This is a genomic window from Rhodococcus sp. IEGM 1318 (assembly GCF_033142465.1).
Taxonomy (GTDB): Bacteria; Actinomycetota; Actinomycetes; order Mycobacteriales; family Mycobacteriaceae; genus Rhodococcus_F; species Rhodococcus_F qingshengii_B.
In genome coordinates this window covers 573,473-597,955 of record NZ_JAWLSC010000002.1, presented here as the reverse complement: position 1 = coordinate 597,955, position 24,483 = coordinate 573,473, and the positions used below count along the sequence as shown (strand labels likewise).

At 61.3% G+C, this 24,483-nt stretch carries 23 protein-coding genes; 16 read left to right on the top strand and 7 right to left on the bottom strand.

Annotation, left to right across the window (positions count from 1 at the left end; genetic code table 11):
- Positions 1-299: 299 nt before the first annotated feature.
- From R4P65_RS07155 to R4P65_RS07115, 9 genes are read left to right on the top strand one after another with little or no spacing between them, the layout of a single operon-like run.
- Positions 300-974, top strand: a complete 675-nt coding sequence (locus tag R4P65_RS07155; RefSeq protein WP_317825974.1) for a hypothetical protein — start codon at positions 300-302, stop codon at positions 972-974.
- Positions 967-2,346 carry a glutamine synthetase family protein gene (locus R4P65_RS07150; protein ID WP_230817492.1) on the top strand — a complete coding sequence of 460 codons (1,380 nt, stop codon included), beginning with the start codon at positions 967-969 and terminating at the stop codon, positions 2,344-2,346. The genes R4P65_RS07155 and R4P65_RS07150 overlap by 8 nt, the downstream gene beginning before the upstream one ends.
- A 20-nt stretch (positions 2,347-2,366) precedes the next feature.
- A complete protein-coding gene (locus R4P65_RS07145; protein WP_317825973.1) occupies positions 2,367-3,452 on the top strand; it encodes a Zn-dependent alcohol dehydrogenase in 1,086 nt (361 codons plus the stop codon).
- On the top strand, positions 3,430-4,188 hold the full coding sequence (locus R4P65_RS07140) for a gamma-glutamyl-gamma-aminobutyrate hydrolase family protein (protein ID WP_317825972.1): 759 nt from the start codon (positions 3,430-3,432) through the stop codon (positions 4,186-4,188). Before R4P65_RS07145 ends, R4P65_RS07140 begins: the two co-directional genes overlap by 23 nt.
- Positions 4,175-5,665, top strand: coding sequence for an amidase (locus R4P65_RS07135; protein ID WP_317825971.1), 1,491 nt, complete (start codon positions 4,175-4,177; stop codon positions 5,663-5,665). Before R4P65_RS07140 ends, R4P65_RS07135 begins: the two co-directional genes overlap by 14 nt.
- Positions 5,662-7,146 carry an aldehyde dehydrogenase family protein gene (locus R4P65_RS07130; protein ID WP_317825970.1) on the top strand — a complete coding sequence of 495 codons (1,485 nt, stop codon included), beginning with the start codon at positions 5,662-5,664 and terminating at the stop codon, positions 7,144-7,146. Before R4P65_RS07135 ends, R4P65_RS07130 begins: the two co-directional genes overlap by 4 nt.
- 15 nt (positions 7,147-7,161) lie before the next feature.
- A complete protein-coding gene (locus R4P65_RS07125; protein WP_317825969.1) occupies positions 7,162-8,643 on the top strand; it encodes an NAD(P)/FAD-dependent oxidoreductase in 1,482 nt (493 codons plus the stop codon).
- A gap of 5 nt (positions 8,644-8,648) precedes the next feature.
- Positions 8,649-9,524, top strand: coding sequence for an NAD(P)-dependent oxidoreductase (locus R4P65_RS07120; protein ID WP_317825968.1), 876 nt, complete (start codon positions 8,649-8,651; stop codon positions 9,522-9,524).
- Positions 9,525-9,534: 10 nt separating this feature from the next.
- On the top strand, positions 9,535-10,425 hold the full coding sequence (locus tag R4P65_RS07115; protein WP_317825967.1) for a phytanoyl-CoA dioxygenase family protein: 891 nt from the start codon (positions 9,535-9,537) through the stop codon (positions 10,423-10,425).
- A 185-nt stretch (positions 10,426-10,610) separates the two neighbouring features.
- Here the strand turns inward: R4P65_RS07115 and R4P65_RS07110 are convergent, their stop codons facing one another.
- Both R4P65_RS07110 and R4P65_RS07105 read right to left on the bottom strand, forming a co-directional pair.
- On the bottom strand, positions 10,611-12,239 hold the full coding sequence (locus R4P65_RS07110; RefSeq protein WP_317825966.1) for a 4-hydroxyphenylacetate 3-hydroxylase family protein: 1,629 nt from the start codon (positions 12,237-12,239) through the stop codon (positions 10,611-10,613).
- Between the two features lie 11 nt (positions 12,240-12,250).
- Entirely contained in the window at positions 12,251-12,820 is a 570-nt protein-coding gene (locus tag R4P65_RS07105) for a flavin reductase family protein (protein WP_230817500.1), read from the bottom strand.
- A 273-nt stretch (positions 12,821-13,093) separates the two neighbouring features.
- On the opposite strand from R4P65_RS07105, the gene R4P65_RS07100 reads away from it, so the two are divergent.
- Positions 13,094-14,032 carry an AraC family transcriptional regulator gene (locus tag R4P65_RS07100; RefSeq protein WP_317825965.1) on the top strand — a complete coding sequence of 313 codons (939 nt, stop codon included), beginning with the start codon at positions 13,094-13,096 and terminating at the stop codon, positions 14,030-14,032.
- Here R4P65_RS07100 and R4P65_RS07095 read toward each other — a convergent pair.
- Positions 14,029-14,799 (bottom strand): IclR family transcriptional regulator, encoded by a 771-nt coding sequence (locus R4P65_RS07095; RefSeq protein ID WP_317825964.1) that lies wholly within the window; start codon positions 14,797-14,799, stop codon positions 14,029-14,031. The genes R4P65_RS07100 and R4P65_RS07095 overlap by 4 nt on opposite strands.
- A gap of 211 nt (positions 14,800-15,010) precedes the next feature.
- Here R4P65_RS07095 and catA point away from each other — a divergent pair, with 211 nt between their 5' ends.
- From catA to catC, 3 genes are read left to right on the top strand one after another with little or no spacing between them, the layout of a single operon-like run.
- On the top strand, positions 15,011-15,850 hold the full coding sequence (gene catA / locus R4P65_RS07090; RefSeq protein WP_317825963.1) for a catechol 1,2-dioxygenase: 840 nt from the start codon (positions 15,011-15,013) through the stop codon (positions 15,848-15,850).
- Between the two features lie 29 nt (positions 15,851-15,879).
- Positions 15,880-17,001 (top strand): muconate/chloromuconate family cycloisomerase, encoded by a 1,122-nt coding sequence (locus R4P65_RS07085; protein ID WP_317825962.1) that lies wholly within the window; start codon positions 15,880-15,882, stop codon positions 16,999-17,001.
- A 12-nt stretch (positions 17,002-17,013) separates the two neighbouring features.
- On the top strand, positions 17,014-17,295 hold the full coding sequence (gene catC, locus R4P65_RS07080; protein ID WP_138870757.1) for a muconolactone Delta-isomerase: 282 nt from the start codon (positions 17,014-17,016) through the stop codon (positions 17,293-17,295).
- Positions 17,296-17,317: 22 nt separating this feature from the next.
- On the opposite strand, the gene R4P65_RS07075 is transcribed toward catC, so the two are convergent.
- Both R4P65_RS07075 and R4P65_RS07070 read right to left on the bottom strand, forming a co-directional pair.
- Positions 17,318-17,944, bottom strand: a complete 627-nt coding sequence (locus R4P65_RS07075) for a response regulator transcription factor (protein ID WP_317825961.1) — start codon at positions 17,942-17,944, stop codon at positions 17,318-17,320.
- Positions 17,941-19,128, bottom strand: coding sequence for a sensor histidine kinase (locus R4P65_RS07070; RefSeq protein ID WP_317825959.1), 1,188 nt, complete (start codon positions 19,126-19,128; stop codon positions 17,941-17,943). Before R4P65_RS07070 ends, R4P65_RS07075 begins: the two co-directional genes overlap by 4 nt.
- Before the next feature lie 170 nt (positions 19,129-19,298).
- Between R4P65_RS07070 and R4P65_RS07065 the strand changes: the two genes are divergently transcribed.
- The gene (locus tag R4P65_RS07065; RefSeq protein ID WP_317825958.1) at positions 19,299-19,889 is read left to right on the top strand and encodes a heme-binding protein; all 591 of its coding nucleotides are present in this window, start codon (positions 19,299-19,301) and stop codon (positions 19,887-19,889) included.
- A 209-nt stretch (positions 19,890-20,098) separates the two neighbouring features.
- The gene (locus tag R4P65_RS07060; RefSeq protein WP_411742523.1) at positions 20,099-21,103 is read left to right on the top strand and encodes an alpha/beta hydrolase; all 1,005 of its coding nucleotides are present in this window, start codon (positions 20,099-20,101) and stop codon (positions 21,101-21,103) included.
- Between the two features lie 58 nt (positions 21,104-21,161).
- On the opposite strand, the gene R4P65_RS07055 is transcribed toward R4P65_RS07060, so the two are convergent.
- Positions 21,162-22,277: an NDMA-dependent alcohol dehydrogenase gene (locus R4P65_RS07055; RefSeq protein ID WP_317825957.1), complete on the bottom strand. Its 1,116-nt coding sequence runs from the start codon at positions 22,275-22,277 to the stop codon at positions 21,162-21,164.
- 220 nt (positions 22,278-22,497) lie between these two features.
- The gene (locus tag R4P65_RS07050) at positions 22,498-23,907 is read right to left on the bottom strand and encodes an ABC1 kinase family protein (protein ID WP_230817509.1); all 1,410 of its coding nucleotides are present in this window, start codon (positions 23,905-23,907) and stop codon (positions 22,498-22,500) included.
- 132 nt (positions 23,908-24,039) lie between these two features.
- Between R4P65_RS07050 and R4P65_RS07045 the strand changes: the two genes are divergently transcribed.
- Positions 24,040-24,459 (top strand): MerR family transcriptional regulator, encoded by a 420-nt coding sequence (locus R4P65_RS07045; RefSeq protein WP_230817510.1) that lies wholly within the window; start codon positions 24,040-24,042, stop codon positions 24,457-24,459.
- Positions 24,460-24,483 lie beyond the last annotated feature (24 nt).

The following is a 24,483-nucleotide window of genomic DNA, read 5'->3' as shown; positions in this document are numbered from 1 at the left end:
GTCGAGCGTATCGATGTCACTCAGCGTGCGTGACACCCTGGTCGATCCTTGATCTGCCCGGTGCGTTCCGGGTGCGGCGTTGCCGCACTTCGGGGTCTCCTGCAGTTTGCTTATTGACGCTAGCTCCGATCCGCCATAATCTCAGTCACATGAGTTAGTCATGTGACTGACTTCATTGCTCGACTATAGCGCTTGGCAGATCACACCAGGGCGAGAGCTGCGACATCGCACAAAACCGCGCCTCACTGACGCGCAACCGAATCGCTTGCCCCATGCCCCGAAACTGGAGGGACCACCCCATGACCGACATCCGAGAGCGGGTGGATGCAGATCCATCGCGACCCGATGAATCCCACACCCGGTGTGCACCCGACGTCGCCGTCACGATGGAGTTCGACCCTCCCCCGTTGGTACGAGCTGTCGTGACGCGCCTGCGCGTTGCTCTCGATTCCGACTCGGGCAGGAAAGCTCTCGAGGCAATGCCCGCCGAGGTAGACCTGCACTCGACCAGTGATCCGCAACGCGCACGATTGACTCGAACAGCAACCGGCGTGCACGTCAGTAGTCCCGAGGGTTCGACAGTTCCTGTTGTCGGCATCAGCGTCGACGAACTGGCGATATCCGAGGACGAGCCCCTGGCGGGCACTGCGAATGTTGCCGCGTTGACCCCTCTTATCGAACCAGAGCCACCGACGCTGGACATCGCAGCGTGTGAATTCTGGGAGAAAGCTTCGGGCCTGCCGGGAATGCCCGGATTGTCATTGGCTGCTCTCGACACGGGCGCAGCCGTGCACGTGGGGCCGACAACGGATGCGTATGAAATTCACGGCCTCGAGATAGATCTACGTCGACTGCTAGCGGGTTTCGAGTTGTTCGTCTACTCCCTGCGCGCAGGGAAGTTCTACATCAAAGGCACGAACCGACAATTGTCGGTCGTCGCGGGAGCATCAATGAAGGCGGTCCTCCATGTCTGACACGACGAACCTCGGTGAATGGATCGGCAACAATTCCGTTCGCACGATTCGCGCACAAACCGTGACGTTGGATGGTGCCTTGGTCGGAAAACATCTGTCACCCAAAAAGTTTGAGTCCGGAGCGCAATCGGGCTGGGGATTCGCCGATATCGCCCTGGCAGTCGATCTCGGGAACACCGCTCAGCTCGGGTTCGACTTCGGTGACTGGCGCGGTGAGATGCACGACGTCTTCCTTCGTCCCGACCTTACGACTCTGTCAACCGACGCATCACTACCAGGTCTCGCCACGGTGATGTGTGATCTGGTCGATCAACACGGGGCACCGCTTCCGGTTTGTTCGCGATCCACGCTCGCACGTGTGGTCAAAGAGCTTGCCGAGCTTGGATTCACAGGTAAGGCGGCCGTGGAGATCGAGGCCACGGTGTTCGAAGAGTCGATCGAGCAGGCCCGCGAACAGCGTTTCACGAACCTGCATCCACTCGGCGGTACCCAGGGCGCGATCTACCTGTTGAGCAGATCACGGGACTACACGACGCTCATGGACGCAATGGCTGACCGCATCGAGCGGGCTGGAATCCCTTGGGAAGGTTGGGCAGACGAGTCCGCGCACGGCCAGATCGAAGTAAATCTCCCACCGACCGACATTCTCACCGCAGCGGACTGGTACGTACGAACGAAGCAGATCATGCGGGAAGTCGCTTACGAGCACGGTCGCACCATCACCTTCATGGCTCGGTGGTCGCCGGACCAGTTCGGGCAGGGCGCTCACATCAACCTTTCCCTTCAACGGGACGGACGGAATGCCTTCTTCGATGAAGTTGAGCCCTCACGCCCGTCGGAGACGATGCGGAACTTCATCGGCGGCGTCCTCGGCACAATGGCGGCGGCCAGTTCTTTCCAGTATCCGACCGTGAACTCATACCGCAGAATCGCGGAATTCGACGGACCTCCCACCACCGTCACGTGGGGCGTTGACAACAAGAGCGCGGCCGTTCGAGCCGTCTGCACGACCGAGAAGCTCTCTCGTGTCGAGTATCGCGTCCCGTCGGCGGACGTGAATATCTATCTGTCGATGGCATCGTTCCTTGCCGGCGGACTGATCGGTCTGCGCGATCACAGCGATCCTGGCCCCGAATGCACCGTCATGGCCTGGGGATTGCCGCCGGGAACCCCGAAGTTGCCAGCCAGCCTTTCTCGAGCGATCACGGAATTGAGCGGCGATGTAAACCTGACGGAGGTTTTGGGGCGAGAGTTGGTGGAGTACTGGATCGGCACGCGCCGGTGGGAATGGTTGCAGTTCTTCACCACTGGGGGAGACCCGGCCGCAGGAGTCTCCGATTGGGAGCTCGAACGCTACTTCGAGCACGTCTGACACCGAGGACAGGTCTGAAGATGAAAGCAGCAATACTGAACGCTGCCCCTGGTCGGCTCGAGTTCGAAGAGCTCGACATCGACGTGGCCGGACCCCGAGAAGTCCGCATACGTACAGCAGCCGTCGGGCTGTGTCATACCGATCTGCACTACGTGGACGCGCTCTGGCGAACAGAACTTCCGGAGGTGCTCGGTCACGAGGCATCGGGCATCGTCGAATCGGTTGGGTCAGACGTCACGGCTGTAGCGCCTGGCGACCACGTCGTGACGTGCATGACAGCTTTCTGTGGCCGATGCCGATACTGCATTGCAGGTCGACTCACCCTCTGCTCCAATCATTCCCGCCTCCGCTCGCGGCCCCAGCCGGCGTTGACGACCAAGGCCGGGCGCGCAGTGGGACGAATGGGTGGCATCGGTGGATTCGCCGAACAGATGCTCGTGCACGAGAACAGCGTCGTCCGCGTCGACGATTCGGTACCTCTCGATCGCGCGAGTTTGCTCGGGTGCGCCACCATCACCGGCGTCGGGGCGGTCTGGCACAGTGCTCGCATCGAACCAGGGTCGTCGGTTGCCGTCATCGGTTGTGGAGGCGTGGGGCTTTCGGTAGTTCAGGGCGCCCGGCTAGCCGGCGCGGCCCGGATCATCGCGATCGATGTGGACCAGCGAAGTATCGATCAGGCTCTTCGAGTCGGGGCGACTGCGTCAGTGAACGCGGCTGAGATCGAACCCGTCGACGCCGTACGCGCGTTGTGTCCAGGTGGGGTGGACTACTCATTCGAGGCGATCGGCCGCAGAGTCACTGTCGAGCAGGCATTCTCGATGCTCGCTCCCGGCGGAGTGGCCACGGTCCTCGGCATGGTTCCTGATGACGAGCCGCTGCGGATCACAGCGTCGGAATTGTTTTTCCAGGAGAAGCGATTGCAAGGCTCCCTCCTCGGGTCGAACCAATTCCCGACCGATATTCCGCGATTGGCCGAGCTGTACGTCCAGGGCCGACTCGAACTCGACGAGATGATCTCGTTGCGAGTCCCCTTCGACGAGATCAACACAGGAATCGCAGCGCTTCGTGAAGGAGGGGTGAATCGTGTCGTCGTCGAATTCGCCTGAGCGTGCGCGTCGCCCATTGATCGGAGTGACCGGTCGGCGCTCGAGCGCGGAACGCCTGGCCGTCGAACCTCGGTACCGCCATCTCGAGTTCGACATGCACTACTCCGATTTTCCTACCCGGCTGTCGTACGAAGGCGCCCTCGTCGTCCAAATTCCTTATGAGGCAGGTGGAATCGACCTGATTGAACGGCTCGATGGAATAGTCATCTCTGGTGGGCAGGATGTCCACCCTGAAACACTGGGTATCGACGCCGCGCCCACCGATCCGGACAGTGACCCGCGTCGAGATGCGTATGAGATCGAATTAATATCGGGTGCAGTAGAACTCGGTACTCCACTGCTCGGTGTCTGTCGCGGGATGCAGATGCTGAATGTGACATTGGGAGGCACGCTCGTGCCTGATCTTCCGACCATAGACATCAACCACAAGTCACCAGGACTGGGCATAGCCGAGGAGACCCACCCCGTACGGACCGCCACCGATTCGACGGTGTTCGAGATATACGGCGCACACGTAGAGGTCAACTCCTTGCACCACCAAGCAGTGGACCGACTCGGCCCTGACCTCACTGCCAGCGGGTGGGCTCCGGACGGTGTCATCGAAGCGGTGGAGATGCGCGGGAGACCGATCGTCGGCGTCCAATGGCATCCGGAATGGCGCCGGAAGGACCCTGTCTTCGCATGGTTGGTCCAGGTCGCTCTCGCACGAAAGGAAGTGCTCGATGGAGTTGCATGAATACTCGGACATGGACGCCACGGACCTGAAATGTCGACTCGATCGGAAAGAAGTCACCCCTGCTGAAGTGCGCGAAGCCGCACTAGCTGCAATCTCCCACGTCGACACGCACCTCGGTGCCACCGTCGGTCCTCCCCTCGACCCACCACCGACGTATTCCACGTCCGGCCCTTTCAGTGGGGTTCCGTTCGCGCTCAAGGATCTTCTGTGCACTGCGGCGGGGATGCCGAACGAGAACGGTAGTGCAGCAACCGCAGGCTATATCGCCACACGTGACTCCGATCTGATGGGTAGGTGGCGCGCTGCCGGACTATCCGTTACCTGTCGCACTGCCACACCAGAATTCGGATTCAGCGCAACCACGGAATCGGCAGTGAATGGTCCTACCCGCAACCCCTGGAACCCGCAGCGAGTCGCCGGTGGATCCAGCGGTGGCTCCGCGGCGCTCGTTGCCGCCGGGGCCTTGCCGTGGGCACACGCCAACGACGCCGGCGGATCAATACGAATCCCTGCCGCGCTGTGCGGGTTGGTGGGACTTAAACCGACCCGCGGGCTCGTTCCACCCGGCCCGGATTCGGATGAACCGCTCTTCGGCCTCACGACTGAGTTCGCGGTCACCCGGACAGTCCGCGACGCCGCCGCGTTGATGGACGTAGTGCACGGCAGCGCACCGGGGGACCGGTACTTTCAGCCGCGTCGAAGCCCCGGCCACTACAGCCGAGCAGTCGGCCGGCGACCGAAAGGCCTCCGGATCGCTGTGTCGACCGAATCACCTGGCAGTCGTCACGCTGCGGACCCCGCCGTGACAGCCGAGGTGATGCGTATCGCGCGCTTGCTCGAACAGTTCGGCGACCACGTCGAGAATGCGGCACCAGATGTTGACCCCGAACTGTTTCGGGATCTCAATCTCACTTTCTGGTCGGCGTCGATCGCAGAGTCCATGCGCGCACTGACCGGAGCAGGCGCCAGCGAGGACATGTACTCCTCGCTGGAGAGTTCGACTGCCGCCATGGTTCGTCACGGATTCGCCGTGGAATGGGCAGACATCGCCCGCGCCCGCCGCTACCAGAATCACCTGACCCGTGGCACGGCGAGCTTCTTCGAATTCTTCGACCTCACTCTCACGCCCACCACGCCGACGACCGCCTGGCACGTCGGCGAGCTCGACTCCAACCGACGGGGTATCACCGCCGGCGAGTGGGTGGACACCTTGGCGAAGTACTCGCCCTTTACTGCCATCTACAACGTCACCGGCCAACCGGCTATCTCCATCCCCACAGGAATGTGTGACGGACTGCCGATCGGAGTGCAGCTCGCCGCAGCTCCCGGCCGTGACGATCTGTTGCTTGCCGTGGCCGCGCAACTCGAGGAAGCCGTCCCATGGGCAGGCCGCGTCCCACCGATTCATGCCGGCAAGCCGCTCCTCCCGGAAACGGAAAAAATGCCGACCCTCTACTCGGAAACGGAACGCACATGAACACCCGCGAGGAATGGACACAATTCGCGACGTCGATCGAAGCGCCATCGGCTATGTGGCTGAACGGTCAGTGGTTCAACGGCGACGGGAGTGATCGTCACCATGTTGTATCCCCGCATAACGACACTGTCGTAACTAGTGTCCCGCTGGCCATTCACGCCGACGTCGACAGAGCCGTCGAGGGTGCCCGCGCGGCGTTTCTCGATGGCCGGTGGGCGAGAATCAGTGCGCGCGAGCGTGGTGCGGTACTGCAGCGGTGGGCAGAGCTCGTCCACGAGCACCGTGACGAACTCGCTGCGCTCATCACACTCGAGATGGGTAAGCCGATCCAGGTGGCACGTGATATCGAGCTGCGAGCCGTCGAGAACACCTTCCGCTGGTATGGAGAACTGGCTGACAAACTCTACGACGAGTCGCCACGCGGCCTGATCGATGCGGTCGCGTTGGTGAGCCGTGAGCCGGTGGGGGTGGTCGCGGCGATCACCCCATGGAACTTCCCACTCACGCTCAGTAGTTGGAAGATCGCCCCTGCGTTGCTTGCAGGCAACAGCATGGTGATCAAGCCCGCTACACAGTCACCGTTGTCCTTGCTCCGCTTGGCTCAGCTGGGTTCGGCTGCAGGACTTCCCGACGGCGTGCTGCAAGTTGTCACAGGTAGCGGTGGACAGGCCGGAGCTGCCCTTGCTCGCCACAACGGCGTCGACTGTCTCACCTTCACCGGATCACCGGATGTCGGCAAACAGTTGCTGATCTACGCGGGTGAATCGAATGCGAAACCCGTACATCTCGAACTCGGCGGCAAGAGCCCACAGTTGGTATTCGCCGATGCCCCGGACCTCGCCGTTGCAGCGCGCACCGTGGCATGGGCAATTACCTTCAACGCCGGACAGATGTGCACTGCAGGTGCTCGCTTGTTGGTCGAGGAATCGATCGCGGATCAATTCGTCGCCGAGGTAATTTCGGAAATCAAGCGATGCACTGTCGGTGACCCTTTCGATCCCGATACACACATCGGGCCCGTCGCGAGTCGGGCGCATCGCGCGGACGTCCTCGAACACGCGAGAACTGCTCACACAGAAGGCGCAACGCTCGCCCACGGTTCACTGCAGGAACGAGCAGGTTCGGGGGCGTACCTGGATCCGATCGTGTTCACCGATGTTCAGGCCGAGCACTGCCTGTTCCTCGAAGAAGTTTTCGGACCGATCCTCGCAGTCACCCGTTTCACTGACGACGCTGACGCCGTCACGTTGGCTAACGCCACACCGTTCGGTCTCGGAGCGGGGGTGTGGACGTCGAATCTCACACGAGCCCACCGGCTCGCGCGCGAAATCGACGCAGGCCTTGTCTGGGTGAACTGCTATGAGGAAGGGGATCTCTCCGTCCCCTTCGGCGGTCGCAAACTCTCAGGCCACAGTGTGGACAAGAGCATCCATGCACTCGACAAATTCACGTCGACGAAGTCGACGTGGATCCATCTCTGAACAAAGGCACAGCACATGTCATCACGGGTCAACGACGGCCACATCGCGATCATCGGAACCGGGTTTTCCGGGCTGTGCATGGCGATCGAACTGAAGAAGAAGGGTATCGACGACTTCGTCCTGTACGAACGCGCCGACGATGTCGGCGGAACCTGGCGCGACAACACATACCCAGGGGCAGCCTGCGATGTGCCCAGCGTGTTGTATTCCTACTCCTTCGCTCAGAACCCGAACTGGACCCGTATCTTCCCGCCATGGTCGGAACTGCTCGACTATCTCAGATCTGTTGCTGCGCAGTATGATCTGCTGCCGCACATCCGCTTCGGTGTCGAGGTCTCCGAAATGCGATTCGACGAGGACCGGCTCCGGTGGAACATCCAGTTCGCTTCCGGCGAATCAGTGACGGCGGCCGTTGTCGTCAACGGCTCAGGGGGCTTGAGTAATCCGTACATCCCGCAGCTACCCGGACTGGAGTCATTCGAGGGTGCCGCGTTCCACTCTGCCAAGTGGCGACATGACCTCGACATGACGGGAAGGCGTGTCGCAGTGATAGGTTCCGGCGCCAGTGCGATCCAGTTCGTCCCCGAAATCGCCCCGCACACAGAGACCCTGCATGTATTTCAGCGATCACCCAACTGGGTCATGCCACGTGGTGATGCCGCCCTGTCGCCCGCCACCCGCGAAAGATTCTCGCGGCGTCCTTACCGTCAACGGTGGCTGCGATGGCGGACCTACTGGGCATTCGAAAAGCTCGCCAGCGCATTCCTCGGAAACCGCAAACTCGTCGAACAGTACCGAACCCAGGCGCTCACCAATCTTCAACAGCAAGTGCCGGATTCGGACTTGAGGCACAAGGTCACCCCAAAATACGATCCTGGCTGTAAACGTCGCCTGATATCCGACGACTGGTACCCCGCACTGCAACGGGAAAATGTGCACTTGAACACCTCGGGGATTGCCGAGATCCGCCCGCATTCGATCATTGACTCAGAGGGAGCGGAACACGAGGTCGACACTCTGATCTTCGCGACTGGATTCCAGGCAACCAGCTTCCTGGCACCGATGAAAGTATTCGGCCGCGAAGGAGTCGAACTCTCCGACAGTTGGCGCGAGGGCGCCGCAACAAAGCTCGGGCTTGCATCCGCCGCGTTCCCGAACCTGTGGTTCCTCAACGGCCCGAATACCGGTCTCGGTCACAACTCGATCATCTTCATGATCGAAGCACAAGCCAGATACATCGCGTCGGCAGTGCAGCACATGCGCCGAAAAAGGATTTCTGCCCTCGAACTCGATCGCACCGTCCAGATTCGCAGCTACGCCGCCACCCAAGAACGCATGCGCCGAACTGTATGGGCATCGGGTGGCTGCGACAGCTGGTATCAATCCTCTGACGGTCGAATCGACACCCTGTGGCCGGCCAGCACAATCGAATACTGGTTGCGCACCAGGCTGTTCCGCAAGTCCGACTTCCACGCACTGACGACAGGCAAAGGATGAACAACATGGACGTATCAATACTCGGCACCGGCTTGATGGGAACGGCTCTCGCCCAGGCGCTCATACGCAACGGGACAAAGGTGACGGTGTGGAATCGAACCGCCGACAGAGCGTTACCCCTCGCTGCGGCTGGAGCTACAGTCGCCGAATCTCCCCAATCTGCGATTGCGGCCAGTCCGCTGATCGTCATCAGTCTCCTGAACTACGAGATCGCCAAAGATGTCGTTACAGAGGCAGATTCGATTACCGGAAGAATCATCGTCAACACCGCAACGGGTACGCCGGAGGAAGCGAACCAGTTCGCCGAGTGGATCGCAGGGCGAGGCGCTCGGTACCTCGACGGAGCCATAGCTGCATACCCGGAGGACATCGGAACCGAAAGCTCAGGGATCAACTATTCCGGAGACGAGGACGTGTGGGAGGACGTCCAGAGCCTTCTGACACCCATCGCCGCCCAATCACGATATGTCGGAGCCCGTCCCGGTGCCGCCAACGTGATCGACGCGGCCATGGCAGGCGCATTCTTCAATGTCGCACTCGGTGCCTTTCACGAAGCAGCAGCGTACGTGCGGTCCGAGGACGTCGCGATCGCAGAGATGCGCCACAGTTTGCACCTGTGGACCGACAAACTTCTCGAACTCCTTCATGAAGCACTCAAAGCGTTCGAATCCGGAGAGTACGAGACCGATCAGGCAACCTTGAACGTATACGCAGCCGCAGTAGAAGCCTGGCAACAATCGATGCAGCGAGCAGGCCAACGTGCCGCTCTGATGACGGCGAATCTCGACAACTTACAACGTGCATGCGCCGCCGGGCACGGAGACAAGGGCATCTTCGCCCAAATTGAAACACTCTCCGCCAATCCTCGATCCGCAATCTAAGGAGACACCAATGACAACCATGGCCAACCACCTCACCGCCCTGCCCTCGACGACAACAGTCGACGAGATCGTCTACGTGATCCACCGCGACGGCGGAGTCATCGTCGAAGATTTTCTCGACACCCCACAGCTCGATGAGCTGCGAGCCCAACTCGGACCCGTCCTCGAAAGCACCGGCTACGGAGAAGACGAATTCTTCGCCGGAACCCAAACACGAAGAGCAGGAGGGCTCTTCGGCCGGATCGATCTCATGCCCCAAATCGCGCTCCATCCGCTCTACTACGGGGCCGCCAAGAAAATCCTTCAGGTGCCCCTGTCCGTCTGGGTCGGAGACGACCAGATCGAAATCACGCCCGATATCCAGATCGGTGTCACCCAGGCAATCGAAATCCACCCAGGGCAAGGTGCCCAGCGTCTCCATCGTGACGACACGAGCTTTCTGTGGCGCCACCCCGACTACGGACGCGAGGGCCGACTGCAGATCATGGTGGCGGTCAGCGATTTCACAGCAGAAAACGGTGGCACCCTCGTCATACCCGGAAGCCATCGGTGGGACGACCAACGAGGTCCGAAACAGGCCGAAGCGGCGCCGACCGTGATGCGGGCCGGTGCGGCCCTCATCTGGACCGGTTCTACGTACCACGGCGGCGGTAACAACTCGTCAGAGGTGCCACGGACCGGCTTGACGATGGCGTTCGACCTCGCCTGCTTACGTCAGGAAGAGAACCAATACCTGTCAATCCCGCGTGAAAAACTGCTTGATCTTTCGGAAGAGGTGCAGCGACTGCTCGGCTGGGGGTCCGGAGCGAACCTGATGGGTTACGTCGAACGGGGCGGTCAGATGATCGACGCACACGTTCTCCTCGAAAACGGCGCCGTCGAGCTCCCGACTGCCCGCTGAACCCTCGCCTGCACGTCGCTTGCCACTCGCTACTCAACTCGCACAGTAGTTTCTGGGTTTCGAATCGAGAAACATATCCGTCATGGGTGTCCTCCAGCTGAATTCACCTTGAGATCGTGTGTCTCAGGTCAGGACTAGGCAATTGCCTAGTCCTGACCAAGGGTGCAGTATCCGTACCGTGTGAGCTACCGGTTCTTGAAGAACGAGACGTCGTCGTTGCCGATGAGGTCCGGAACCGTCCAGCCGTCGAGGTCGTATTCACTCAGGCACTGCTCGGCCAGTCCCTTCATGGAACTGGCGTGCCCACGATTCTGGGCCGCGAACAGCAGCTCCGCCTTGACGTTCTCGTGGTTGCCGGAGTAGTTGCGCTCGTAGAGTTCGTGGCGACCGCCGAACTCGGTTCCGATCGAATCCCACAGTGCTTTCATGACTTTCACCCGATCGACGGCGGTGATACCGTCGGAACCGCGAACGTACTTGTCGAGGTATGGACGCACGTCCGGGCTTTTGAAATCGAGTGAACTCGAAGGCAGGTAGATCAGGCCTGATGCCACGTCCTGCTCGATGATTTCCTTGATCCGGGGGTATCCCTGGATCATGAACATCCGATAGGTGAGGCCGTACTCGAGCTTCGGGATCACAGAATCGCCGACCCACTGTTCCGGGTCGCGCGCCATCGATTCGGTCAACGACCAGAAGAGGTTTCGCCAGCCGATCACTTCACCGACGCGGGTCTGGACTCCGCGGAAGCCGCCGGCGCCGGTGGCTTCGAGTGCCTTCATCAACAGTCCGGCGATGAAGTCGAGCTTGACGGCCAGTCGAGTGCAGCCCTGAAAGGTGAAGCGGGGCAAGAATCCCGACTGAGGGAAGAACGCGTTGATCCGGTCGACGTCGCCGTACATGAAGACGTTCTCCCACGGCACCAGAACCTTGTCGAAGACGAAGATAGTGTCGTTCTCATCCATGCGGCTCGAGAGCGGGTAGTCGAACGGACTGCCCATCACCGCAGCATGTTCGGTGTACGAGGTGCGGCAGATCAGCTTCACACCCGGAGCGTCCATCGGTACCGTGCAGATCAAGGCGAACTGCTTCTTCTTGATCGGCAGACCGTAATGAGCGATGAAGTTGTAGTTGGTGATCGCCGATCCGGTGGCGACCACCTTGGCGCCGCTGACGATCAAACCTGCGTCGGTTTCCTTCTCCACCTTCATGAAGACGTCGCCGACCTCGTCCGGTGGAAGTTGGCGATCCACCGGGGGATTGATGATCGCGTGGTTCCAGTACAGAACCTTCTCCTGCGATTCGCGGTACCAGCGCTCGGCGTTGTCCTGGAACGGTGCGTACAACTCCTTGTTGGCGTGGAGAGTTCCCAGGAAACTTGCCTTGTAGTCGGGGGAGCGGCCCATCCAGCCGTAGGTCATACGCGCCCACGTCGCGATGGCGTCGCGTTCCTTGAGCAGGTCAGCCGACGACGTCGGAGTGCGGAAGAACGGCATGGTGACACCGCCGTTGCCCGTGTCCGTCGGAACGGTCAAGGCGTCCACGTGCTCGCCCGTATGCAGAGCGTCGTACAGCCTTGCGGTCATGCGGATCGGATTCCGGAACGCGGGGTGCGTTGTGACGTCCTTGACGCGATCACCGTGAAGCCAGATCTCGCGACCGTCCTGCAGGCTCGAGATGTACTCGTCACCGGTCATCGGTCGGGTGGCGAAGTTCTTCGTGCGGTTGGCTTCGCAGTCGGCGGCCGGATTGACCTGTGGCGCTCCGGAATCTGCGGGGTCGGTGCCGGTGGGAGGGATTTCGGTGGTCGTCATGGTAACGCCTTTCAGATCGTTTGGGGTGCGGGCTGAAGATGTATCGGGGTGAACGAAGTGGTGGCGTCGAACCAGCCGCTGTGTGGGTCGTCCTGACTTCCGCTCCAGACTGTGGTCGACGAGGTAGCGCCTAGATCGTGAAAAGTGCTTCGGTAGAACAGAAGCGGATCCTTGCCACTCGACTGCGCGTCGACGATCTCGCCGATGAAGATGATGTGGTCACCGCCGTCGTACTCCTTCCACGGGACGCACGAGATGGTTGCTGCGGCGCCGTCGAGCAGGGGAGCGGTCGGTCCGTCGATCCACCTCGGTTCGGTGCGCTGCGGTCGGCCGGCAAAATGCATGGCCGTGTCCACTTGGTCGGAGGCAAGTATGTTGACGGCAAACGGCGCGTTGCCGAGATAGCCGCACGCCTTGGACTTGCGAGTCATCGTGATCTGGCACAGACGTGGTTCCAGAGAGATTGCCGTGAATGCCGTGACCGTGGCCCCATGTGGCTGACCGTCGCCATTGGTACAGGTGATGACGGTGACGCCGCTCGCGAATTGACCGAAGATTCCTCGAAGCTGATTTTGTTCCATGACCGGACCTCCTTGTCGGATGGCGGTTGAGTGAGAGTGCCGCGAAGTGTGGGAGGGAAGTAGTGGGCGACTAGCGCCGGGAGTGAAGACGAACGTACGGCGGGCGCAGGCTTCGGTCGATCCGTACAGCGCGGTGTCTATCCGGATTGCGCACCCGATCGCGGCCGGTACCCGTTTCCTCTTGGAAGTGACCGGGGACACAGTGTTCAATGATGTTCAGCGCCCATGCTCGGCAATGTGGCTGGTCACGGGTTTGGAAGGTGAAGAAGGACGATGGTCGACTCCATGATCAGTACAGCTCCCCGCGATTGGGACGAGGCGTGTCATGCGGTTTCGGACGCCTATTTTCCGCACACGCTGACGCCGTTGTCGCGGCATGCGGCCAGTGGAGTGGGGGTGTGCACCACCGAGTTGGGACCGCTGCGGATCGCTCATATTCGGTGGGGAGCAGACGTCGCCGTCGAATCCGATCATCCCGGTGCCTATGGGGTGAACATCCCGCTCTCGGGCGAGCTCGAGTCGGTGTTCGCGGGCTCGCACGTGCTCTCGACGCAGGGCGTCGCGACGGTATGTCCGCCTGACATCACCACAAGAATCACGCGGTGGAGTGCGGACTGCGAGATCGTCGGAGTCCGGATGGACCGTCAGTACCTCGACCGTGAGGTGGAAAAGGTTCTCGGTCGACCCGGAATGCACTTGCCTGATCAGGTGGATCTTCGGGGAGACGACGGGGCCAGATGGCTGAAATTTGTTCGCTCACTGTCGGATCAGATACTCGGCCCGGTCGGCGTGCTGCACAACGAACTGGTGGCAGGTCAGCTCTCCGGCGCCGTGGTCACGGCATTCGTCCTTGCTGCAATGCCCGAAAGTGAGGACGCGGTGTGTAACGCCAGGCCGCGCATCGTCAAACGGGTGCTCGACGAGATGCACGACGACCCGGCCCGCGTGTGGACCGCAGCGGAGATGGCCGAGGTTGCGGGCGTCAGCGTACGGAGATTGCAGGAAGGATTTCGGCAGTACGTGGGCCGGAGTCCGTCGGAATGCCTGCTCGACATCCGTCTCGAGCGGGTCCATGCAGATCTGGTGGATGCCGACGACTCGACGACGGTCACCGATGTCGCTGTGAGATGGGGTTTTACGCACACCGGACGGTTCGCGTCGTCCTTTCGGCGTAAGTACGGATTGCTTCCTTCCGAGGTGTTGAGGCGCTAGCCTCGGTACCCCATGTCCGCGCTGAGTTGATTCGCCTTCTCGACGAGGAACGGTGCGACGTCGGCGCGGAAGGCTTCCGGGGATGTTCGTCCGGCCGAGGTCGAACACGCTGTCACTCCGACGACGCTTCCGCCGGCGTCGCGGACGGGAGCAGCGAGGGAAATCAGGCCGTCTTCCAGTTCCTCGGACGTGAGCGCGTATCCCTGCTCGCGCACCACCCGAAGGGCGGTATGGAATGCGCCTTCGTCGGTGATCGTGGTGGGCGTGAGGGCGTCGAACGTGGAGTTCGCGATGACGTTTGCGACGATTTCGGTTGGCGCCCAAGCTAGCAGGGCCCGACCCATGGAGGTGGCATATGCAGGCACTCTGGTGCCGACGCTGACGTTGATGCTCATGATCCGGCGGACGGGTACACGCGCGGCGTAGACCACGTCGACGCCGTCGAGCACCCCGAGCGACGCCGACTCGTGGGTGTGTTCTGCGATCTCCAGCAGACGAGGGAGCGCCGCCTCCGTCAAGGCATGTGATGCCGAGAAGTGCTGCCCGATGCTCAGAACGCGCGGGGTGAGCGACCACCGACTGTTGTTGCCGGTGACGTATCCGAGCTTCTGCAGCGTGAGGAGGATGCGCCGGACCGCTGGGCGGGAGAGACCCGTTTCGGCGGCAAGATCGGCGAGCGACGGGTTGGGGTTCTTCTCGTCGAACGCCGTCAGCACAGCAAATCCGCGCTCGATGCTCTGGATGTAATCGCGATCGTTCTCGCTCACGGAATGGCCTTTCATCTGCGGGTATGACCGATTGACGCCTTCGGAGGTTGACAAACCTTGTGACTGGGCGCACAGTACAAGCGTACGCAGAGCGTAACAGATGTACGCAGAGCGTACAACCAATGCGTACAACCAGACTTGGGAAGCCGACTCAGCCCAGCAGTACGGCACCCACCCGGTAACAGCCACATACGGCCCCGAGGAGGACCACATGACCACTTCCGAGAGCCCCACCGCAGTAGGTTCGGGCACTGCCGCCACCGACAAGTTCCTCCAGGAACGAGTCAGCGCCGACACCCTGCCCGAGCGCGTCTCGGCCATCGCCAAGGACGTGCTCGAGGCACTCGCCGGCGTCATCGACAAGCACGGCATCACCTACCCCGAGTACCGCGTCCTCAAGCAGTGGCTCATCGACATCGGCCAGTTCGGCGAGTGGCCCCTGTGGCTGGACGTCTTCCTCGAGCACAACGTCGAGGAGGTTGCGTACCGCGGCCAGCACGGCACCAAGGGAAGCATCGAGGGCCCGTACTACGTTGCCGATGCCAAGACGTTGCCTGCCAAGTGTGAACTTCCGATGCGTGACAACGAGGTTGGATCGAAGCTGGTCTTCGAGGGCCAGGTTCGCGATCTCGACGGCAAGGGGTTGGGCGGTGCAACCGTCGAACTCTGGCACGCGGACGACGAAGGCTACTACTCCCATTTCGCGCCGCACATCCCCGACGGCAACCTCCGCGGAACGATCGTCGCCGACGACGAGGGGCGCTTCTCGATCACCACGATTCAGCCTGCGCCGTACCAGATCCCGACCGACGGCCCCACCGGCTGGTTCATCGAGAAGGCCGGCTGGCACCCGTGGCGTCCGGCTCACCTGCACCTCATGGTGAAGGCTCCCGGTAAGCGCACCATCACCACCCAGCTCTATTTCAAGGATGGAGAGTGGATCGAGAACGACGTGGCAACGGCGACGAAGCCCGAACTGATTCTCGATCCGAAGCCGGGTGTCGAAGGAATCAACCGGGTCACATACGACTTCGTGCTCGATCCGGCCTGATCCACAACTGCTCTGAAGAAAGTGATTTGATGACAGACCTGTCGATCGTCTCCATCGAGACGACCATCCTCGACGTTCCGCTGGTTCGCCCCCACAAGTTCGCCACCACGTCGATGACGGCGCAGCCGTTGTTGCTGGTCGCGATTCGCACCTCCGACGGGGTGATCGGATACGGCGAAGGTGTCGTTCCGGGCGGGCCGTGGTGGGGCGGCGAATCAGTGGAGACGATGCAGGTCATCATCGAGAAGTACATCGCGCCGGTGGTGGTCGACAGGCGCGTGGATCAGATCACCGCGATCATGGCCGACATCGAAAAAGTTGTTGCCAATGCACGATTCGCGAAGGCCGCCGTCGACGTGGCGTTGCACGACGCCTGGGCTCGTAGCCTGGGAGTCCCCGTGCACACGCTCCTCGGCGGGGCTTTCCGCGAGAGTGTCGACGTCACGTGGGCACTTGGTGCTGCGCCGGCGGACGAGATCATCGAGGAAGCTCACGAAAAGCTCGAGTCCAGGCTCAATTTCAGCTTCAAACTCAAAATGGGAGCACTCGATCCAGCAGTCGACGTCGCGCGCATCGTCAACATCGCGCAGGCGCTGGACGGCCACGCCGGAGTCCGTGTCGACGTCAACGCGCGGTGGGATCGCTTCACGGCACTGCGGTACCTGCCACAACTCGCAGACGGCGGAGTCGAACTGATCGAACAACCCACTCCGGCAGACCAAATCGAGGTCCTCGCCGAACTCAGCAGGCTACTGCCGATTCCGATCATGGCCGACGAGAGTGTGCAGACCCCACACGACGCCCTGGAAATCGCTCGCCGGAGCGCCGCCGATGTCATCGCCCTCAAGACCACCAAGTGCGGTGGCCTCCAGCGCAGTCGCGACATCGTCGCGATTGCCAAGGCCGCGGGTATCGCGTGCCACGGTGCGACGTCCATCGAAGGTCCGATCGGCACAGCGGCTTCGTTGCACTTCGCGTGCGCTGAGCCCGGAATCAACTTCGGAACAGAACTTTTCGGCCCGCTACTCTTCAGTGAGGAACTGCTCCAGAAACCCCTGAAGTATTCCGAGGGTCAGTTGCACCTCCCCGCCGGGCCTGGCTTGGGAGTCGAACTGAACATGGACGCCGTCAAGACCTGGACCAGGAACTAGAGGAAAAGGAACATGGCACTCTTTCACGTTCGGATGGACGTCGATATTCCGCGCGACCTGGATCCGGAAGTTCGCGCCGATACCGTCGCGACGGAGAAGGCGTACTCACAAGACCTTCAGCGACAGGGCAAGTGGGTTCATTTGTGGCGAATTGTGGGTCAGTTCAGCAACATCAGCATTTTCGACGTCGAGTCGGCTGACGAACTGCACGAGATTCTCTGGAATCTCCCCTTGTTCCCGTACATGAGCATCGAGGTCATGCCGTTGACGCAGCACGGATCTTCGATCAAGTAGAGCCTGCACGTGCGCGGGCGGGTCAGCGTATTCCGTCACGACGTAGTGCGACGGACACTGCGGCAGAGCGGGTATCTACGCCGAGCTTGGCGTAGATATGCCCGAGGTGGGTTTTCACAGTCGCCTCGCTGATGAAAAGTGCCTTGCCCAGCTCACGGTTGGTCATCCCCTCAGCGAGCAGACTGAGCAGTTCGGACTCACGCGCGGTGAGGGTTTCCTGCGGGCGCTGCATCTGCTGGACAAGACGAGAGGCCACGGTAGGGGAGAGAACGCTTCGCCCGGCTACCGCGCCGCGCACCGCGCCGAAGATCTCGTCGGGCGTCGAGTCCTTGAGTAGGTACCCGATGGCACCGGCGTCCACAGCCCGCACGACGTCGGCGTCGGTGTCATACGTCGTGAAAACCAGTACGGGTACGTCGACACCGTCGCTTCGCAGGCGTTTGATCGCTTCAGCACCGTGCATGCCGGTGCCCATGTCCAGATCCATCATCACCAGATCCGGCGAGGCCGACGGTATCGCCGTGGCCGCTTCTTCGCCGGACGATGCTTCGCCGACTACTTCGACGTCCGGCTGAGTGTCGAGCAGCGCTCTCAGCCCGGCGCGCACCACCAGGTGATCATCGACGAGGAAGACGCGAATGGTGGTCACTGGATCCTCCGTTCGAGCTGGAACTGGGCCGCGATTACGGTGCCGTCTCCCGGTACGCTTTCCACGGTGAACGATCCCCCGAGCTGCGCGACGCGACTTCGCATCGCGCGTAGGCCGTATCCACCGTACCGAGAATGGTCGGCGAGTTTTCCCGGATCGAAGCCGACGCCGTCGTCGAAGATGTCTACGGAGATGGAGTTGTCGAGATACGTGATCGTCACGCCCGCTGTGTCGGCGCGAGCGTGGCGGGCGATGTTGGACGACGCGCTCGAGACCACTCGCACGATGGCGTGAGCCACGTCCGGCGGCACGGCGACCGGTTCGCCCACAGTGCGAACCCGAACATCAGGGGTGAACTGACGGGCGGCGGCCACGACCAGGGCGCTGAAGTCAGCGGGGCCATCTTTGGCAGGTGCGAGGTCATGGACGAGATCGCGGCTCTGCGTCAGGCTCGTGCGGATGTTCTCTGTCGCGGCATCGACATCGGTTCGAGACGGCGAACCTGTTGTATTCCAAGTTTGTTCGGCTGCCTCGAGCCGAAGCAGGGCGCTTGCCAGTCCCTGAGTAACGGTGTCGTGGATCTCGCGAGCGAGGCGCTCTCGTTCAGCGGCAACCCCGGCAGCCCGTTCGGTATCTGCCAATGCCGACTGCGCTTCCGCTACCTGGCGCAGAAGCCGAAGACGTTCTCGGGCATCGCGTTCCATCTGTCCGTACGCTGCCGCGACCAGTGCAGCGGTGCACAGAGGCCCGAGCAGGGTCACCAATTCGGCACGGCCGGTGACCCGGTAGAACGCGATGCCGGCGAGAACGCCAAGGATCCCGACGAGGGGGTAGGCGATTTTGCTGGGGTACAGACGAATGCAGAGGAAGAGAACAGGGAACGCGCACCACGCGAAACTCGGTGCAAGCCAGACCAACGCTGCCCATGTGCTCAGTACCGGCCACATCCAGAGCCGTTGGCGACCCACAACTCGCGAGGACACCGTAGCCATGACGGCGTAGAGCAGTGCGAGGACCACGGCCAGGACGAGTACCACCCCGAACCGGCCGCTGGTGCCGTGGACCGCGACGTACCGGACTCCCGACGTGGACAGCAGCACGAAGAACGACGCGTGGATCGCATACGCCAACGGACCGCGTAGACCGAGGTCGGCGTCAGCATTCGCCGTGGCTCCACTGCTCATCCCTCGAATGTTACGGAGTGCGCCCTGGCCCTCGTATCAACCATTCGGATGACATCTGGGTAGCCGTAGGGGGCACTGTTCGCCACCCGAGCGCCCGATGTGCGGACCCTCGCCGAGACGCGACGCTGTAGTGGACGGTTTCGAACCACTCGGCTGAAAGTGTGCCCATCATGAACTACCGCATTTACACACGACTGCCCCGGACGCTTGCTGTCGCCATTCCGGTTGTCGCGATCCTTGCGAGCGCCGCATGCTCGAGCACCGACACACCCGTGGAGAACCTGTCGAGCACGACGTCGATTTCTGCCACGCAGCAGCCTGCTGCGACCGGAGATTCGGCGGTTGTCACTCAGAATCGACTCAGCGCCGATGCAGCAGTGACGGCTGCCGGTGCAGCGCTGGCGAAATGCCGCGCCGACGGTCTCGGCTTCGTCACAGTCTCCGTCGTCGACCGTGCGGGAAATGTCATCGCCATGGTGCGCGGCGACAACGCAGCGCAGCACACGGTAGAGGCATCACGCGAGAAGGCATACACCTCTGCAGCTTTCGGAGCCGACACCAGTGACCTCTCGCAGCGTACCAAAGGCGAAGGATCGACCATCGCCGACCTTCCCGGCACTCTCTTCCTTGCAGGTGGAGTCACATTGAAGACTGGAACCGGGTCGATCGCCGGTATCGGTGTCGGTGGCGCTCCAGACGGAATGCAGGACCAAGCTTGTGCTGCTGCTGGGCGAGACGCGATCGCTTCGCTGCTCGGCTGAGTGAGCGCAGACAGCGTGCTTCGTGAATTGTGCTTTTCGCCACCTGGATTCGCTCGGCATGACAGTTGTCCGTTTGCTGCGATGACCTCGACTTTGTAACGCCGGAGCCCCCGGAAAGGGACAAACACGTCGACAGTGGAACCGACGATGCACTTACCGGAGCAGTTTCTTCATGCACAGTTTCGGGGAAAGACACAACCTTGCAGAGAATCAAATTCGCGGTGCCCGAACGCAATACACGGCGGGTGCGGGTGCTCCTAGCGGCGTTGTTGTCGATACTCCTTCTCGGCGGTACGTTCGGGCCGACCGCGGCGACTGCTTCCCCGGCCCGTGGCGCTAGCCCGGCTCACTCGGCGACATGGGGTGGATACGACGAGTTGTGGGTCCCGTCTTCGATGGGAAACATCAAGGTTCAGGTGCAGTGGGCCGCGAGGGGCGGCAACGCCGCGTTGTACTTGCTCGACGGTCTTCGCGCGCAAAATGACAGGAATGCTTGGAGTTTCGAAACGAACGCACTCGATCAGTACCGCAACGACAACATTACTTTGGTGATGCCGGTGGGCGGCGAGTCGAGTTTCTACACGGACTGGTACGCGCCGTCGAACTTCAACGCCCAGCCGATAACGTACAGGTGGGAAACGTTTCTGACGCGCGAGCTCCCAGATTTTCTTGCGGGATACGGTGTTTCACCGACCAACAACGCGATCATCGGGTTGTCGATGGGTGGTAGCGCGGCATTGAACCTGGCTGGGCACCATCGTGATCAGTTCAAGTTCGCGGGCTCGCTGTCCGGGTACATCAACATCTCGGGGCCGGGCATGCGTGAAGCGATCAGGGTAGCGATGTTCGATGCCGGGCGGTACAACGTCGACTCGATGTGGGGCCCGCCGTGGTCGTCAGGCTGGCTTCGCAACGACCCGTTTGTCAACGCGGAATCGCTTCGCGGACTGTCGATGTACATTTCGTCGTCCAACGGAATCCCAGGACCGTATGATCATCCGTCTGCGCCGATCGAGTACTTCCACACGGCGACGGGTATGGGACTCGAGGCGCTCTCGTGGGTTCATGCGCGTGCATTCGAGATTCGCCTGAAATCCTTGGGAATCCCAGCGACGTACAGCTTTCCGCCCGCCGGAATTCACTCGTGGCCGTACTGGTCGGCTGAATTGTGGATGGCCAGAGGACAAATCCTGGACACCATGAACGCCTGGTGAAGCCGTTGTGAGGATCTCTCCGGACTTGCTCTCGAGTGAAAGTCCGGAGAGAACTCGCTCAGAAGGTGATGATTCCGCGAAGATTGCGACCGGCATGCATGTCGGCGAAACCGTTGTTGATCTGGTCGAGGGTGTACCGGTTGGTGATCAGTCCGTCGAGTTCGAGTTTGCCGCTGGTGTAGAGATCGATCATCCAGGGAATGTCGGCGGTGGGATTGGACGCGCCGAACAGGGATCCTTGAATTCTCTTCTGGTACAGCGTGAGTTCCATCAGGCTCACGGGAATTCCGACGTCCGTCATCTTCCCGAGACCGGTGACGACGCATGTTCCGGCCTTGCGGATCGACGAGAATGCCTGCGCGACATGTTCTCCGGTGGTGACTCCGACGGTGACGACGGCGGAATCGGCGCCCTGGCCGTTGGTGAACGAGCGTGCGATGTCGGTGGCTTCCTCCATGGTGGCCACGGCATGGGTGGCGCCCAACTTCAATGCACTCTCGCGCTTGAAAGCGACCGGGTCCACCGCGATCACGTGGGCGGCGCCGGCGTGCGCGGCGCCCTGTACCGCGTTGATTCCGATTCCGCCGATGCCCATGACGATGACGGTCTGCCCGGGATACACCTGAGCGGAGTTGACGGCGGCGCCCCAACCGGTTCCGACGCCGCAGCCGAGCAGGCACAGAGCGTCGAGTGGCAGATGTTTGTCGACCTTCACCGCCGAGAGAGTGCTGACCGTGGTGTATTCGCTGAAGGTGGACAGGCCGCAGGTTTGTGCGACGGGTTGACCGTCGAGGGACATTCTGTAGCTCGAGGTTTCGCCTGGCCTGCTGCCGGTCATGATGGCGGCGCCGTTGTCGCAGAGATTCTGGATTCCGCTTGCACACCAACGACAGCGGCCGCAGGCGGCGAGGAAAGAGAACACGACATGATCACCCTCGGACCACCCTTCGGTGTTCGGCCCGACCTCGACGACGATTCCGGCGCCTTCGTGCCCGCCGCAGATGGGGTAGCGACCTACGCCGTGGTCGCCTCTGGCGATGTGGTCGTCCGAGTGGCACAAGCCGGAGGCGACCATCTTGACGGTGAGTTCGCCGCTGCGGGGTGAGTCGAGTACGAGATCGACCACCTCGTATGCGCCTGGTGCTTGGCGAATGACGGCTCCACGAGTGCGCAAGGTATCTCCTGAGTAAGAGTTGTTCTTCGGCTTCCTCAGTTGTCTACTCGAGAGTTCGAGACGGGCTCGAGATCCGTCTCACTGATCGGACGTTTCGTATCGTTCAGACTCGTCCGGCCGGAGGGCTGCAGAAAGTGGCTGCACATTTGCTCCTTGGCCGGTGGGTTATTACAGGCTAACCCTGACAGGCGAATGCAGAATAAGGAAATAGGGGACAAATCTATTCGTCAGGCATCGTGATGCCGAGTTCTTGCGCCTTTTCGGCGACGGCCTCGGGAAATACGTTCTTGAACAGATAAAGGTCTTGTCCGATCACCCAACCGGGTGCCAACGCCGTTGCATATCTCTCGAAGTATCCGAGTTGCTTTCCGAAAAGGACCAATTCTTCGGGACTCGCAACACCCCACTGTTTACCCAATTGAATCAGCGCGATGATCAGCTCGCTGAGCTTGAGTTCACCCAGATCACGGCCGAGGATCGGAGCTAGCGCAGTGGCGACCTGCATACCGAGTTGGGCGTCGTCGACTTCGTAGTCGGTTGCATAACCCAAGGATCGAATTCCCCGGGCAACGCGGGCGAAATCCCCGTCGATAATCGTCGCGCGGAACATATCGGAGAGGATCGATCGCCATGTTTCCGGAAGAACACCGACAATGCCGAAGTCGAGCATTGCTATCCGGCCGTCGTCGAGAACCCACAGATTCCCGGCGTGTACGTCTCCGTGGAAAGGACCGTGAACGATGACTGATTCGAGCCAGACCTTCACCCCGCGCCGGATCAACATCCGGGCTTCGTCGATTCCGTCGGGGCCGGCGACGAACCGATCGAGCGGAACGCCCCGCATGCGTTCCATACAGATGACTCTGGGACCGCAGTAATCCCAGTAGACCTCCGGCGTCGTGACTCCTTTGTTGTCGCCGAACGCACTGATGTTGTTCCGGAAAGTGGTTTGCCGGTCGGCCTCGACCGCGCTGTTCAATTCCGTCATCGTGGCATTGTGCAGATCGCGAATGATAGCGGTGGCATTGGCAATTCGAAGGAATTCGACAAACTTCTCGAGGATGTTCGCACCCCAATATGCCGCCCGCAGGTCGATCAGCATGCGCGCATAGATGTCCGGGCGCTGGATCTTGATGACTGCCTCTCGGCCGTCGTGCAGAACGCACGCGTGTACCTGCGCAACCGATGCGGCCGCGAGAGGCGCGTCGTCGAATTTCGCGAACAGTTCGTCCACGGAGTAACCGAGGTCCTCCTGTACGACTCTTCGGGCCTGCTCGGCAGGGAAGGACGGAACGTCGTCGAGGCAACGCAGGCATGCATTGGCGACCGGGGCCGGGAACAGGCCGGACGACGACGCGACTAGTTGGCCGAGCTTGACGAAGGTGGGACCCAGTGCGATGAAGCCGTCGACCATCCCGTCGGAGGCAGCATCCGCCCAGGTGCGTCCACGCTTGCGGAAAGGCCACACGATCAGCGCCAACATGATGGACGTCGACAGCACGACGGCGATGATCGCGGAACGCCACAACTGGGCGAGGCCGAAGCGTTCGAGGTCCGGCATGCGGACTTCGAGGGCAGTGGCGGGCACTCCTGACGAGTACGGCCCGACAGGTCGCGTTGGATCCAGCACAGCTCTCCCTCGTTCAACGAGCGCATCCAGCATTTTGCCGTGAGATCACTTACGCGACCCCTTCCGTTAGTTAGTATGCCAAGTCACACATAACTGCCGGAACCGCCTACGCATTCAGCCTACGATCGGTGAATGCGTGAGCACTTGATCCCGATCGGCGAGGTTGCAAAATCGTTCGGAATCGCGGCGTCGACCTTGCGGTATTACGAGGTTGAAGGACTGCTGTCCGCGCGGTCGCGAACTGGCGGCAAACGCTGGTACGGGCAGCGTGAGCTGCGCCGGCTGGCATTGATCCGGATGTATACCGAGACTGGGATGTCCTTGGACCAGGTGCGCTCCTTCATCGAAACCGACACCACGTCTGAGCAGTTCTCCACGGTTCTCGCGGATCAAGTGTCGACACTCGAGGCGCAGATCGCCGCCGCTACACGAGCGAAACTGATTCTCGAGCATCACCTGACGTGTCGGCTGGAGCGTCCGATGCAGTGTCCGTGGTTGCTCGAGCAACTCGACATTCGCGTCGAATCGGCCCTTGACTTCAAGTTGACTTGAACCTCCATAGTTAGGGCGCACTTA

Bases quoted from the DNA above. Each gene is read 5' to 3' on its own strand.
- R4P65_RS07155 (WP_317825974.1), top strand. From the start codon at position 300: ATGACCGACATCCGAGAGCGGGTGGATGCAGATCCATCGCGACCCGAT.
- R4P65_RS07150 (WP_230817492.1), top strand. From the start codon at position 967: ATGTCTGACACGACGAACCTCGGTGAATGGATCGGCAACAATTCCGTT.
- R4P65_RS07145 (WP_317825973.1), top strand. From the start codon at position 2,367: ATGAAAGCAGCAATACTGAACGCTGCCCCTGGTCGGCTCGAGTTCGAA.
- R4P65_RS07135 (WP_317825971.1), top strand. From the start codon at position 4,175: ATGGAGTTGCATGAATACTCGGACATGGACGCCACGGACCTGAAATGT.
- R4P65_RS07130 (WP_317825970.1), top strand. From the start codon at position 5,662: ATGAACACCCGCGAGGAATGGACACAATTCGCGACGTCGATCGAAGCG.
- R4P65_RS07125 (WP_317825969.1), top strand. From the start codon at position 7,162: ATGTCATCACGGGTCAACGACGGCCACATCGCGATCATCGGAACCGGG.
- R4P65_RS07120 (WP_317825968.1), top strand. From the start codon at position 8,649: ATGGACGTATCAATACTCGGCACCGGCTTGATGGGAACGGCTCTCGCC.
- R4P65_RS07115 (WP_317825967.1), top strand. From the start codon at position 9,535: ATGACAACCATGGCCAACCACCTCACCGCCCTGCCCTCGACGACAACA.
- R4P65_RS07110 (WP_317825966.1), bottom strand. From the start codon at position 12,239: ATGACGACCACCGAAATCCCTCCCACCGGCACCGACCCCGCAGATTCC.
- R4P65_RS07105 (WP_230817500.1), bottom strand. From the start codon at position 12,820: ATGGAACAAAATCAGCTTCGAGGAATCTTCGGTCAATTCGCGAGCGGC.
- R4P65_RS07100 (WP_317825965.1), top strand. From the start codon at position 13,094: ATGGTCGACTCCATGATCAGTACAGCTCCCCGCGATTGGGACGAGGCG.
- catA (WP_317825963.1), top strand. From the start codon at position 15,011: ATGACCACTTCCGAGAGCCCCACCGCAGTAGGTTCGGGCACTGCCGCC.
- R4P65_RS07085 (WP_317825962.1), top strand. From the start codon at position 15,880: ATGACAGACCTGTCGATCGTCTCCATCGAGACGACCATCCTCGACGTT.
- catC (WP_138870757.1), top strand. From the start codon at position 17,014: ATGGCACTCTTTCACGTTCGGATGGACGTCGATATTCCGCGCGACCTG.
- R4P65_RS07070 (WP_317825959.1), bottom strand. From the start codon at position 19,128: ATGAGCAGTGGAGCCACGGCGAATGCTGACGCCGACCTCGGTCTACGC.
- R4P65_RS07065 (WP_317825958.1), top strand. From the start codon at position 19,299: ATGAACTACCGCATTTACACACGACTGCCCCGGACGCTTGCTGTCGCC.
- R4P65_RS07045 (WP_230817510.1), top strand. From the start codon at position 24,040: ATGCGTGAGCACTTGATCCCGATCGGCGAGGTTGCAAAATCGTTCGGA.